Genomic DNA, 13,055 nt, shown 5'->3' with positions numbered 1-13,055 from the left:
TCAAAATGAATACTAAAAAATATGACTAATACGTCAACTTTTCTCATTATTTTATTTCTGTTTACATGTTTATCCCGCTATTAATAGGTTTTAGCTCATTCTCTTCGAACGACGGTAATATATGGGGTTTCAATTTTAAAAGGAGCTCTTCACATTTTGTGAAGAGCTCCTCTACTATTTCTTATAAAGTTTCAGAAGTAGTTTTTGCTTGCATGTGAAGTGCTAAGTAATCAGGTCCACCAGCTTTAGAGTCTGTACCAGACATGTTAAAGCCACCGAATGGTTGGTAACCTACGATTGCACCAGTACATCCACGGTTGAAGTATAAGTTACCAACGTGGAAGTCTTCACGTGCTTTTTCAATATGGTCACGGTTGTTAGTAATAACAGCACCTGTTAAACCGTATTCCGTATTGTTTGCAATTGCAAGTGCATGATCGAAGTCTTTTGCTTTACAGAATGCTACTACTGGTCCGAAGATTTCTTCTTTCATTAAGCGAGCATCTTCTGCAACATCAGCAACGATTGTTGGTTGGATGAACCAGCCTTTAGAATCGTCTCCTTCGCCACCTGCTAAGATTCTACCTTCTTCTTTACCAATTGCAACATAGCTCATTACTTTATCGAATGCAGCTTGGTCATTAACAGGACCCATGTTTGTACCTAATACTGCTGGGTTAGCAACTGTTAATTCTTTTGTTAATTCAACAGCACGATTTAATACGTGATCGTATACATCTTCGTGGATTACTGCACGAGAACATGCAGAACATTTTTGTCCTGAGAATCCGAATGCTGATGCAACGATAGACTTAGCTGCTAATTCAAGATCTGCTTCTTTATCAACAACGATTGTATCTTTACCGCCCATTTCAGCGATAACGCGTTTTAACCAAATTTGGCCTGGGTTTACTTTCGCTGCACGCTCATAGATACGGATACCTACATCACGAGATCCCGTGAAGCTTACGAAACGTGTACGAGGATGATCTACTAAGTAGTCACCAACTTCAGAACCATTACCTGGAACGAAGTTTACTACGCCAGCTGGTAAGCCAGCTTCTTCTAATACTTCCATAAATTTCGCTGCTACTACAGGAGTTGTACTAGCTGGTTTTAGTAATACTGTGTTACCAGAAACTAAAGCAGCTGTTGTCATACCTGCCATAATTGCGAATGGGAAGTTCCAAGGAGAAATGATAACACCTACTCCTAATGGAATGTAAGAGAAACGATTATATTCAATTGGACGGCTTTCTACTGGAATACCGTCTTTTAATTTTAACATTTGACGACCATAATATTCCATAAAGTCGATTGCTTCTGCTGTATCAGCATCTGCCTCATTCCATGGCTTACCTGCTTCTTTTACAAGAATAGCAGAGAATTCATGTTTTCTGCGACGAACGATTGCTGCAGCACGGAATAAAATGTCTGCACGCATTTCTGGCTTTGATTTTCTCCAAGTTTGGAATGTTTCATCCGCTACTTGCATTGCTTTTTCAGCTAACTCACGGCTTGCTTTTGAAACACGACCAACAAGTTCCTCTTTATTTGCAGGGTTTACAGAAACAATTTTGTCTTCTGTAGTGATTTTTTCTCCCCCAATAATTAATGGATAGTCTTGTCCAAGATAAGATTCTACTTTCTTTAAACCTTCTTCAAACGCTAATTTGTTAGCCTCCACTGAAAAATCTGTAAATGGCTCATGTTTGTATGCTACTACCATTTTTTTAGCCTCCCCTTAGAAAAACGTTTACATTTTACAACATTATTCTACACGATAATTTAGATTTATTCAAATATTCCTAGACTTATATTTTAAAAATTAATAAATTTTTAAAATATAATAAAAAAAAGAGATTCATACATGCGTATGAATCTACAAAATATGAGTATATTCCAAAACATTTTTCCCGATCAATAATATAGTAACCAATAAAAATAAAGTCCTTACATATCCAACGCCTTTTTGAACCGCAAACTTCGATCCCAAATAAGCACCTAAGATCATTGATAATCCCATGATAATACCGTATTCAAAATGAATTATGTCTAAAAATAAAAAAGTAATTAAAGATACAATATTACTAACAAAGTTCAAAAGTTTTCCAGATGCTGCCGCTTGAATAAAATCCAAACCAATTAATAAAAATGCAAAAATTAAAAATGACCCTGTCCCTGGTCCAAAAAATCCATCATAAAATCCTATCATTAAAATAACAAAGAAAAATATTAATGTTTTTCTTTGCGTCATCTTCTTATAGGTAGACACACTTCCCCAATTCTTTTTTGCAATAATATAAATAGCAATAAATACCAACATTACAAGTACTAATGGGCGTAAAATATCCGATGGAATAAATTTTACTACTAAAGCACCTGCAACAGCTCCAACAATAGTTAACGGGATTAACTTTCCTACAATTTTAAAATCAACTTTTCCTGATCGAATGAAATACATCGCACTCGTAAACGTCCCCATTGTTGCCGCTAATTTATTCGTTGCAATTGCTGAAGCCGGCGATAAGCCAACAAACATAAGCGCAGGAAGCGAAATTAACCCTCCTCCTCCAACAACGGAATCAATGAAAGCTGCTAAAAAACCGAATGCAATTAATAAAATAATGACTTGAAAACTTAATTCTTCCATGAACTTTACCCCTTACCCCTATTATTTACAACATTTTAAATTATAACAAAATTACATAAGAAAAAAAGCTGTTCCATAGAGGAACAGCCTTCATATTTAATCTAAAATTTTCACAAGTGGTTCATCTTGTTTTGCTTCACGTATAATAATAGCTTCTGGGCGTTCTACAGATTTAATCGTTACTTGTACTTTCATATAATTCGGGAAGTATTCCATAACAAGCCCTGCCACATATTGTGTAAAACCAATTATTTCAGCTTTTCCATTAAACTGGACAGGAATATCAAGCTTCATTTCTCTTAATTCATCATCTCTATACATACCAGTACCAATAACAGCTGTATAGTCGCCTTGGAAATAATCGCTTAGTTTTGCCTTAAAGTTGGATACTCTTGCAAGATCTTCACGTTTATTATCTGTTTTCGCTTGCTCTGATGGGAACAAATAGTATTTCTCATTAATTTGTTTCCAATCTTCAACCGTTTCACTACCTTTTTCTACATTTGCATAAGAAACAAAGTTACCTGGTACGAGCGAAGACTTTGGAGCTTGGCGATAAATCGCAAATGTTATCGGAATATTTTTTGTATCAGGTTGTTTTTGATGTATGACTTTCAAAATTTCTTGCGCCATTTTTTTCCCTTCAGCTAACATCTTTTCATCCGGGATGGCAGCTTCACGTGGATAACCATGCTCTTCGTTAAAATATTGAACAGAATTCATTGCTAATCCAACTACCATACCAACACGTTCCTCGCTGTTATCGCCTTTTTTCACATAATAATCATGCTCTAAAATATTTGAAATATATATTGGATTTTTTTTATTTTTCACTTCTAGTGATTCGGATCCCGTTCCTAATGCAGGGTTTAATCCTATATTAGGAAATTTAACTGCATCTTTTTTTAATTTGTCCTCTAGTTCCTTTTGTTCAGCATCTGTACGTTTTCTTTTAACAAGCATCTGTATCACTTGAGTATCTAGAGCACTTCCGCCTTTTAAAAAATTATCTTTCGTATTAAATGATTCTTTTGCAATTCGCATTAATCCTGTTTCAAATTCATCTATATCAAGACGACTATTTAGCCCTTGCACCACTAAACCACGTGCATTTCCACCATCAAATGGAATAGTCGTCTTATAATATTCATCCGAAATAGCGTATTTTGGAACAACTGATTGTTCTTTTGCTTTCCCCGATTTCTCAGCCACTTTTTCATCTTTGTCGGCACCTGCACTACACCCACTTACAAGTAGGCCCAGGCTTAATATCGCTAATGCTATTTTTTTCATGGTAAGTTTGCACCTCTTACTTATTTAGCTCTTGTAAGAACCTCTCTTCATTCCAAACCTCAACATTATGTTTCTCCGCTTGTGCTAATTTCGAACCAGCTGCTTCACCTGCAACAACCAAATCCGTACTCTTACTAACACTTCCTGTTACTTTTCCACCTAATGCCTCAATCTTCTTCTTCGCTTCACTTCGTCCCATAACTTCTAGCTTACCTGTTAAAACAACCGTTTTTCCTGCGAAGTAAGATTCAACATTTTGTAAATCTGCAATTTTTATACCTTTGTATGTCATATTCACGCCATACTCTTTAAACTGCTGTAATAATTCTAATACATCTTCATTATCAAAATATGTCACAACAGATTGAGCCATTTTTTCGCCAATTTCATTAATTGCTTTTAGTTCTTCTTCTGTTGCTTTTACAAGCTCATCCATCGTTTCAAAGTGCTCTGCAAATGTACGTGCTGCTTTCGCTCCAACGTGGCGAATTCCAAGACCAAATAATAATCGCTCTAACGAGTTTTCTTTAGAATTTTCAATTGCTTGTATTAAGTTTGTTGCTGATTTTTCACCAAAACGTTCTAACTGTAATAATTGCTCTTTCGTCAATGCATATAAATCAGCAAATGTACGAATATAATCTGCATCAAAGAGTTGTGTAATGACACGTTCTCCAAGTCCATCAATATTCATCGCATTTCTTGAAACGAAATGGATTAATCCCTCTCGAATTTGAGCCGGACAAGTCGGATTTATACATCGAAGTGCTACTTCTTCTTCTAAACGAACAAGTTCACTCTCACATGCTGGACAATGCGTTGGCATACGGTATTCTTCTTCTTCACCAGTACGCTTATCAAAAATAACGTTCACAACTTCAGGAATAATATCTCCAGCCTTCTTCACAACAACGTAGTCACCAATTCGAATGTCTTTTTCACGAATCAAATCTTCGTTATGTAAAGAAGCACGGCGAACAATCGTACCAGCAACTCTCACTGGCTCTAGCTCTGCAGTCGGCGTTACAACCCCTGTTCGGCCAACACTTAATTCAATGCCTGTTAGTCTCGTTACAACTTCTTCAGCTGGGAATTTATAAGCAATCGCCCATCGTGGACTCTTCGCTGTAGTTCCTAGACTTTCTTGAAGAGCAACATCATCTACTTTTATAACGATTCCATCAATCTCATAATCAAGATGCGGACGTTTTTCTTGCCATTCTTCTACATAAGCTATAACCTCTTCGATTGTTTCACATGTACGGCGATTTGGATTTGTCTTAAATCCGAGTTCACCTAAGAAATCAAGCGATTCACTGTGCGATGGAATTGTTTTTTCTTCTACATTCGCAAGACCGTACACAAACATAGATAAGTTACGCTTCGCTGCAATTTTCGGATCAAGTTGACGTATTGAACCTGCTGCTGCATTACGCGGATTCGCAAATACATCTTCTCCATTTTGCTCTTTTTCTTCATTTAGTTTAACGAATGAACGCTTCGGCATATAAGCTTCGCCTCGTGCTTCTAACGTTACTTCTTCATTTAAACGAAGTGGGATAGCTTTAATCGTTTTTAAATTTTGAGTAATATCTTCACCCGTTACACCATCACCACGTGTCGCCCCTTGAATGAAGCGTCCTTTTTCATAATGAAGCGAAACGGCAAGCCCGTCAATTTTTAATTCACATATATATCTTACATTCGCACCATCAATTCCTTGACATACTCTTCTGTCGAAATCACGCAAATCCCCTTCGTTAAATGCATTCCCTAAACTTAACATTGGTGACTTATGTGTTACTTTTTCAAATATATCAAGAATAGTTCCCCCAACGCGAACGGAGGGAGAATCTTCACTCATAAACTCTGGGTTCTCTGCTTCTAATTTTATAAGCTCCTGCATATCACGGTCATATTCCGCATCAGAAACAGAAGGATTGTCTAATACGTGATATTGATAATTAAATGTATTTAACAAATCACGCAGTTCTTCTATACGTTTTTTTGCTATCTCTTTTGACATATCCTCATTCCTTTCTATTGTTTCGTCACAGGTGCAAATTTTGCTAACAAACGTTTAACACCAATCGGGCTTGGGAACGCAATATCTAATTCTTTTGCATCACCTTCACCTTTTACACTTACAACTGTACCGATTCCCCATTTTTGGTGAGAAGCTTTATCGCCTACTGCCCAGCCAATTTGCTCACCGCCTGTCGTCTTAGCTGCTGGACGCGCGAAAGCTGAACGAGAGCGTGTTGTGGTTGTCGTTGTCATTTTACTGCTACTTGCTGTTCTGCCTTTTGCACCAAACGAATTTTCACGCTTCGGCGCTGTTTCATTTAATGATTCCACTAGTTCTGCCGGGATTTCTGTAATGAAGCGAGACGCAGCATTCATACTTGTTCTACCAAATAAAGTACGCATTTGCGCATTAGATAAATATAACTCTTCTTCTGCACGAGTAATACCTACATAAGCAAGACGACGTTCTTCTTGCATTTCATCCTCTTCCATAAGAGAACGAGTATGAGGGAATATCCCTTCCTCTAAACCAACAATAAAGACAACCGGGAACTCTAATCCTTTTGCTGAGTGCATCGTCATTAAAATAACTTCTTCACCAGCAGTTGGGTCTTCATCTACACGATCAATATCAGCAACAAGTGCTAAATCTGTTAAGAATGCAACAAGGCTCTTATCTTCACTTTGAGATTCAAATGTTTGCGTAACAGATAAGAATTCGTCTAAGTTTTCTAAACGACCTTCCGCTTCTAAAGAACGCTCATTTTTCAACATATCGCGATAGCCTGTTTTTTCAATAACTTCTTCTACTAATTCTGTAACAGATAAATACTCTTGCATATTTACCCAGTTGTGTAATAAACTTGCGAATTCTTTTACTGCCTTTGTAATTTTTGCACTTACTCCAACATGCTCAATCTCATCAAATACAGCAGTTAATGAAATTCCGTTTTGCACACCATAATTAATAATTTTATCGATAGAAGTCGCACCAATACCACGCTTTGGCATGTTAATAATACGTGCAAAACTAATTTCATCATCTGGATTACCGATTAAACGTAAGTACGCCAAAATATCTTTAATCTCTTTACGGTCGTAGAACTTAGTTCCCCCGACAATTTTGTAAGGAATGTTAGATTTAAGGAAAATCTCCTCGACCATACGAGACTGAGCATTCGTACGATATAGCACTGCAAAATCAGTGTATTTTCGTTTCCCCATTTGAAGATCGTCACGAATTTTTTTCGCAACAAAATATGCTTCGTCCTTTTCAGTTGCGGCACGATAATACGAGATTTTACTTCCAACTTGATTGTCTGTCCATAATTTCTTCGGTTTACGATTCGTATTTTTTTCAATAACAGCATTCGCTGCATTTAAAATATTTTGTGACGAACGATAGTTTTGTTCTAACAAAATTACCTGTGCATTCTCATAGTCTTTTTCAAATGACAAAATGTTAGAAATATCTGCACCACGCCAGCGATAAATAGACTGGTCAGAGTCACCTACAACGCAAAGATTTTTAAAACGTGCTGCCAAATGTTTAACAAGAAGATATTGCGCTTTGTTCGTATCTTGATACTCATCAACATGAATATATTGGAACTTACGCTGATAAAACTCTAATACTTCTGGAACACGTTCAAATAGCTGAATCGTCGTCATAATTAAATCATCAAAGTCTAATGAATTATTTTTCAAAAGACGTTTTTGATACTCTGTGTATACATCGCTCGTTAATTTTTCATATGGATCAGCCATTGTAATTTTTTTTGCATATTTATCCGCAGATAACAATTCATTTTTTGCATTACTAATACCCGCTAAAATAGAGCGCGGCTCAAATTTCTTCGGATCAATATTGCGCTCTTTCATAATTTTTTTGACTACAGTTAGCTGATCACCTGAATCTAAGATTGTAAAGTTACGATTAATACCAATACGATCGATATCGCGTCGTAAAATACGTACACACATAGAGTGGAACGTCGAAATCCAAATATCTTCTGCTTCTGGTCCCACAAGTTTATCAATACGCTCGCGCATTTCACGAGCTGCTTTATTTGTGAAGGTAATAGCTAGTACATTCCATGGTGCTACACCTTTTTCACCAAGCAAATACGCAATACGGTGTGTTAACACGCGTGTCTTACCACTACCTGCACCTGCCATTAGTAGCAGTGGTCCATTCGTTGTTTGTACTGCTTTTTGTTGCTGTGGATTTAAACCGTTTAATAACTTATCTGTCATACTCATATACGCCTGCACCTACTCTCCTTTTACTGCTTTAACTGTTTTTAACGCCGATTTTATATCATCATAAATAATATTTCCAACAACTACTGTATCAGCATATTGCGCCATTTCTTTCGCCTGTTCTGCATTAGAAATACCACCGCCATAATATAACTTGGCTTGTTTCAATTCTGCTTTTACATTTTTAACAAGTTCAACATCTCCATACGTACCGCTATATTCTAAATAAAATATCGGTAAATGTAATAACTTGTCTGCTAAACGCGCATATGCAATAACGTCATCTTCTGTTAAATCACATTTCGCATCTGTAAGCTGGGCTACTTTCGCTTCGGGATTTAAAACACAATACCCTTCCATAAAAATTTCGTCCCAGTCCATAATATCCCCAAATTCTTTCAATGCCTCATGATGAACACCTGTTACCCATTCTACTTTTCGGCTATTTAAAACACTTGGGATGTAATAAAAATCAAATCCTGGTGTAATTGCTTCTACATCAGAAACCTCTAATACACAAGGAACTGCATATCTACGAATGCTAACTAGCATGTGTAATACGTTATCAATTGTAACTCCATCACTTCCGCCTACAATAACAGCATCCGTTCCAGACTCACAAATCATTTCTAAATATTCATCGCTTAACTCCTTATTTGGATCAAGCTTAAATACATGTTTCCATCCGGAAATATCGTACATGAAAACACCCTTCCTTTTCTCTAGTTATATCTATAGTTCTGTTTAAAATAACAGTTAGTTTTTATCTTGATTTTTTAAAATAGCTATTAAATATTTTTCAAAAAAAAGGATTTAATTTCACCTTCTTTTTATGCATTCTTTCATTATAACAAAAAAAGCTACTGACACACACGCCGATTCCAACATCTTTTTCAACGTCAAATGTTGGATTACATATCCCAAAAATCACACGGGATACTAATAAGAGAAGTAGTATTTACTATTTCAATTTTCATAAAAAGGAGTGTTTTTCTAATGAAGCAAAACATCGGGACAATAAACGCTCTAATTCGAATTACACTTGGGCTTGTCCTCTTCGGATGTAGTGCAACTAAACTTGTACGCAAGCCGTGGTGCACTTGGTCTAACATTTTTCTATGGATTGGTGCAATGAAAGTTGCAGAGGGAATTGTTCGCTTCTGCCCTATTGTTGAAGCGTGGAAATTTGGAAAATACATGAATATGGGCGCATTTAAAATGCCTGGCATGAATTTTGCTGAAAAAGGACATGCTAAAGAAGAAGTGAATCAAACTTCCGCTCATGACAAGCCAAAGTCAAAGGGAAGTTATGACGCTTCTGACAAAGAGATTGAGTCAGCGATTGAAGAAATAATCCTGGCAAAACCGCTTTGAATCATTTGTCACGATGCAAGATGCTCTCAAAGGGACTTAGCTGCTGCAGTGGGCGGTTAAGTCTTCTTTATTTTACCATAAAACAGAACGTATATTCTTATTTCTAACTTTAAAATGTACATAAAAGATATCAATCAATAAATTTCAGAAAATTAGGTGCATACCCCTTGCTTAAAATGATATAAAAGTGATATCATTTTTATATCAGGAGGCGATCATATGAAAGAAAAACAAGTATTTTATGTAAATGGTTTTCTCGGTATTATTGGAATTTTGATTTTAGCTGCTATCGGTGTATTTTTCCTTGCACAAGAAATTTTCGTAGGAGCAGCACTAACTATTATATTAGCGGCAATTCTCGCTACAGGTATCGGTATTGTTCAACCGAATCAAGCGAAAGTTATTACGTTCTTTGGTAATTATTTAGGAACAATTCGTCAAAATGGTTTATTTTTAACAATTCCATTCGCATTCCGTCAAACTGTCTCGTTACGTGTTGAAAACTTTAATAGTAAGAAATTAAAAGTAAACGATGTTGAGGGAAATCCGATTGAAATTGCAGCTGTTATTGTATATAAAGTAGTTGATTCTGCAAAAGCAATGTTCGGTGTTGAACATTACGATCGATTTGTAGAAATTCAAAGTGAAACAGCAATCCGCCACGTCGCAACAAAATATCCTTATGACAATTTCCAAGATGAAACTTGCATTACGTTACGCGGGAATACTGAAGAAATCTCTGAAGAATTAAAGCGTGAGTTAGAAGCGCGCCTTGAAATCGCAGGCGTAGAAGTATTAGAAACTCGTTTAACACATTTAGCTTATGCAACAGAAATTGCCCATGCGATGCTACAACGTCAACAAGCAAAAGCGGTATTAGCTGCTAGAAAAGAGATTGTTGAAGGTGCTGTGAAGATGGCGAAGGATTCAATCCATATGTTAGATGAGGAAGGCGTACTTGAATTAGATGACGAGCGTAAAGCGAATATGGTAAACAACCTATTAGTTGCCATCGTTTCAGATAAAGGTGCGCAACCAGTTATTAATACAGGAAGCCTATACTAAGGGCTATAAGTAATTATGGCTAAAAAGAAAAGCTTTCCATTACGTATTGATCCTGAATTACACGCAGTCATCGAAAAATGGGCAAATGATGAGTTTCGTAGCGTCAATGCACACATCGAGTATTTACTTCGAGAAATGGCAAAGCAAAAAGGAAAATGGAAGAAAGATAAAGATGCATGAACAAACAGCCCACTGAATTTTCAGCGGGCTGTTTTTATACAAAGCAAGTTATCAATAAACTTGCTTAACGCTGCTGTTCTCACACTATCTTTCCGATAAATAAAATAAGTCGGAATAAACCTGTTTTCATGTACTAACGGTGTATGAATAAGTTCTTTATGGCTATCAAATTGCTCTGCTACTTCACGTGGTAACATAGACACCCCAAGTCCAGCTTTTACGCATCCAATAATACCGTCTAAAGAATTTAATTCCATTATTTTTTTTGGAACAATCCCTTCAGATAGTAACCATTCTTCTAAAACTTTTCTATAAAAACAACCTGATTGAAAAACGATAAAAGACTGCGATTCCGAATATCCGTTATCCCACAAAACATTCCGCTTTGAAAGTAACATCATTTCCTCTTGGAATACTTCTATCTTTTCTAAAGCTGGATCAGCTATACAATCAGCTACAAATGCCCCCTCTATTTCATATAAGAGTACCTTCTTCGTTAATTCTTCCGTATTGTGCGTTTGCAACATAATTTCCACTTCTGGATAGCGCATATGATAATTAGCTAAAATCGTGGGCAATCTAACAGCTGCTGCTGTTTCCATCGCTCCAATTTTCAATACTCCTCCAGGCTCCGCTGTATGTTTCACTTGCCTTTTTGATTCATTTAATAATTGAATCATTTTTTCAGCGTATGTTAACAACTTTTCTCCGGCTGGTGTTAATGTAACTCCATCTCGATGCCTATAAAATAATTGTGTTTCATATTCAGCTTCTAGCCGTTTTATTTTTGCTGTTATGTTTGATTGAACAAAATTCAACCGAATAGCTGCTCTTGAAATACTTTTCTCCTGCGCGACCATATAAAAAGCTACAAAATCTTGTAAGTTCATTCGTTCATATCATTAATTTTGATATTACATATAAAAAATCAGTATTTTACGCCCCATATATATTCCTCTATCATATATATTAGAAGATATTTCAAGAAGGGAGATTATATGAAAGAAACAAAAACATGGAAAATGATTATAGCTGGGATATGTTCTTTAATAGCTGTCATGGGTATTAGTCGGTTCGCCTACACACCGATTATTTCTTTTATGGAAAAGCAAGCCCATATAGAAGATGACCTCGCTGGATATTTAGCGTCCAGTAATTATCTTGGTTATTTACTTGGGGCATTCTTTATTGGATTCATTACGATAAAAAATCGTGAAAAAATATTACACCACTGTTTATTCTTCAATGTTCTTTCAACTCTTTGTATGGGCTTAACCTCTTATATCTTTTTATGGTTTCCCCTTCGCTTTATCGGTGGTTTCACAAGTGCAATTGTATTTGTTCTTGCCTCTAGTATTGTTTTAGATTATTTATTTCAAAGTAATAAAGTCATGCTAGGTGGCATGATTTATAGCGGTGTTGGAATTGGCATTATTTTCTCTGGAAGTTTCGCACCTTTATTCAACTCAATTTGGAATTGGCAAGGTGCATGGATTGGGTTAGGAATTATTAGTTTTAGTTTAGCTATCCTTGTATGGAAATGGTTAAGAGAGGACAGTAGACATACTATACAGCAACCCAAAAGTACTATACAAGCTACATCTCATAGAAAAAACTATTTATTTTGGCTTATTTTAGCTTACGGATTCGAAGGATTTGGCTATATCATTACAGGGACCTTCCTTGTCACCATTGTAGAAAGAATTACACTATCACCCTTCTATGCATCTTGTAGCTGGATTATTGTCGGTATTGCTGTCATCCCATCTAGTTACCTTTGGTCCACTGTTGCTCGGAAGTACGGACCAACACGAGCTCTTACATCCGCCTATATGTTACAAATTATAAGTGTACTTTCTCCACTCCTTATTCCAAACCTTTTTGGGGCATTTCTAAGTGCATTCCTTCTAGGTGCTACATTCGTCGGAATTACAATTTTAACAACTACAGAAGCAAAACGAATAAGACCGAATGAAAGTAATAAAATCATTGGTTATACGACAGGTGTTTATGGGATTGGCCAAATTATCGGTCCAATCTTTACAGGTATTATTGCGGAGCAAATGCAAAGTTTTTCCCTCCCACTCCTTGTCGCTGCTCTTACGTTAATCATCTCAATACTACTATTATTAATTGGAGAAATAAGATGTAAGCAGGTAGAGAAAAAGTGTATATAGATACAAATAGTTTATAATCTCTT

General features: G+C 36.3%; 11 protein-coding genes. 4 read left to right on the top strand and 7 right to left on the bottom strand.

From position 1 onward, the window contains the following. Positions 1 to 181: 181 nt before the first annotated feature. From pruA to ACS2FK_RS24485, 6 genes are all read right to left on the bottom strand, one after another. Positions 182 to 1,729: an L-glutamate gamma-semialdehyde dehydrogenase gene (gene pruA, locus ACS2FK_RS24510; protein WP_000259555.1), complete on the bottom strand. Its 1,548-nt coding sequence runs from the start codon at positions 1,727 to 1,729 to the stop codon at positions 182 to 184. Positions 1,730 to 1,882: 153 nt separating this feature from the next. Next, on the bottom strand, positions 1,883 to 2,653 hold the full coding sequence (locus ACS2FK_RS24505) for a TSUP family transporter (protein WP_000391979.1): 771 nt from the start codon (positions 2,651 to 2,653) through the stop codon (positions 1,883 to 1,885). 96 nt (positions 2,654 to 2,749) lie between these two features. Next, entirely contained in the window at positions 2,750 to 3,946 is a 1,197-nt protein-coding gene (locus ACS2FK_RS24500; RefSeq protein ID WP_000717010.1) for a CamS family sex pheromone protein, read from the bottom strand. 16 nt (positions 3,947 to 3,962) lie between these two features. After that, positions 3,963 to 5,972: an NAD-dependent DNA ligase LigA gene (gene ligA / locus ACS2FK_RS24495; RefSeq protein ID WP_023520911.1), complete on the bottom strand. Its 2,010-nt coding sequence runs from the start codon at positions 5,970 to 5,972 to the stop codon at positions 3,963 to 3,965. Positions 5,973 to 5,986: 14 nt separating this feature from the next. Beyond that, the gene (pcrA, locus tag ACS2FK_RS24490; protein WP_002094226.1) at positions 5,987 to 8,236 is read right to left on the bottom strand and encodes a DNA helicase PcrA; all 2,250 of its coding nucleotides are present in this window, start codon (positions 8,234 to 8,236) and stop codon (positions 5,987 to 5,989) included. 12 nt (positions 8,237 to 8,248) lie between these two features. After that, the gene (locus tag ACS2FK_RS24485) at positions 8,249 to 8,938 is read right to left on the bottom strand and encodes a heptaprenylglyceryl phosphate synthase (protein ID WP_000272109.1); all 690 of its coding nucleotides are present in this window, start codon (positions 8,936 to 8,938) and stop codon (positions 8,249 to 8,251) included. A gap of 294 nt (positions 8,939 to 9,232) precedes the next feature. Here ACS2FK_RS24485 and ACS2FK_RS24480 point away from each other — a divergent pair, with 294 nt between their 5' ends. From ACS2FK_RS24480 to ACS2FK_RS24470, 3 genes are all read left to right on the top strand, one after another. Further along, a complete protein-coding gene (locus ACS2FK_RS24480; protein WP_000812340.1) occupies positions 9,233 to 9,610 on the top strand; it encodes a YgaP family membrane protein in 378 nt (125 codons plus the stop codon). A gap of 219 nt (positions 9,611 to 9,829) precedes the next feature. Continuing rightward, the gene (locus tag ACS2FK_RS24475) at positions 9,830 to 10,675 is read left to right on the top strand and encodes an SPFH domain-containing protein (RefSeq protein WP_000660675.1); all 846 of its coding nucleotides are present in this window, start codon (positions 9,830 to 9,832) and stop codon (positions 10,673 to 10,675) included. A gap of 15 nt (positions 10,676 to 10,690) precedes the next feature. Further along, positions 10,691 to 10,855, top strand: coding sequence for a toxin-antitoxin system HicB family antitoxin (locus ACS2FK_RS24470; protein WP_063546277.1), 165 nt, complete (start codon positions 10,691 to 10,693; stop codon positions 10,853 to 10,855). A 20-nt stretch (positions 10,856 to 10,875) separates the two neighbouring features. On the opposite strand, the gene ACS2FK_RS24465 is transcribed toward ACS2FK_RS24470, so the two are convergent. Beyond that, a complete protein-coding gene (locus ACS2FK_RS24465; protein WP_001053119.1) occupies positions 10,876 to 11,745 on the bottom strand; it encodes a LysR family transcriptional regulator in 870 nt (289 codons plus the stop codon). Positions 11,746 to 11,853: 108 nt separating this feature from the next. Between ACS2FK_RS24465 and ACS2FK_RS24460 the strand changes: the two genes are divergently transcribed. Next, the gene (locus ACS2FK_RS24460) at positions 11,854 to 13,032 is read left to right on the top strand and encodes a YbfB/YjiJ family MFS transporter (protein ID WP_063546275.1); all 1,179 of its coding nucleotides are present in this window, start codon (positions 11,854 to 11,856) and stop codon (positions 13,030 to 13,032) included. Positions 13,033 to 13,055: the final 23 nt, after the last annotated feature.

It is taken from the genome of Bacillus cereus group sp. BceL220 (assembly GCF_051776965.1).
GTDB classification, from domain to species: Bacteria; Bacillota; Bacilli; order Bacillales; family Bacillaceae_G; genus Bacillus_A; species Bacillus_A cereus.
The sequence above is the reverse complement of the archived record's forward strand: the minus strand, read 5'-3'. Positions and strand labels throughout refer to the sequence as shown.

Excerpts from the sequence above, each read along its gene's own strand:
- pruA (WP_000259555.1), bottom strand. The coding sequence starts at position 1,729 with ATGGTAGTAGCATACAAACATGAGCCATTTACAGATTTTTCAGTGGAG.
- ACS2FK_RS24505 (WP_000391979.1), bottom strand. The coding sequence starts at position 2,653 with ATGGAAGAATTAAGTTTTCAAGTCATTATTTTATTAATTGCATTCGGT.
- ACS2FK_RS24500 (WP_000717010.1), bottom strand. The coding sequence starts at position 3,946 with ATGAAAAAAATAGCATTAGCGATATTAAGCCTGGGCCTACTTGTAAGT.
- ligA (WP_023520911.1), bottom strand. The coding sequence starts at position 5,972 with ATGTCAAAAGAGATAGCAAAAAAACGTATAGAAGAACTGCGTGATTTG.
- pcrA (WP_002094226.1), bottom strand. The coding sequence starts at position 8,236 with ATGAGTATGACAGATAAGTTATTAAACGGTTTAAATCCACAGCAACAA.
- ACS2FK_RS24485 (WP_000272109.1), bottom strand. The coding sequence starts at position 8,938 with ATGTACGATATTTCCGGATGGAAACATGTATTTAAGCTTGATCCAAAT.
- ACS2FK_RS24480 (WP_000812340.1), top strand. The coding sequence starts at position 9,233 with ATGAAGCAAAACATCGGGACAATAAACGCTCTAATTCGAATTACACTT.
- ACS2FK_RS24475 (WP_000660675.1), top strand. The coding sequence starts at position 9,830 with ATGAAAGAAAAACAAGTATTTTATGTAAATGGTTTTCTCGGTATTATT.
- ACS2FK_RS24470 (WP_063546277.1), top strand. The coding sequence starts at position 10,691 with ATGGCTAAAAAGAAAAGCTTTCCATTACGTATTGATCCTGAATTACAC.
- ACS2FK_RS24465 (WP_001053119.1), bottom strand. The coding sequence starts at position 11,745 with ATGAACTTACAAGATTTTGTAGCTTTTTATATGGTCGCGCAGGAGAAA.
- ACS2FK_RS24460 (WP_063546275.1), top strand. The coding sequence starts at position 11,854 with ATGAAAGAAACAAAAACATGGAAAATGATTATAGCTGGGATATGTTCT.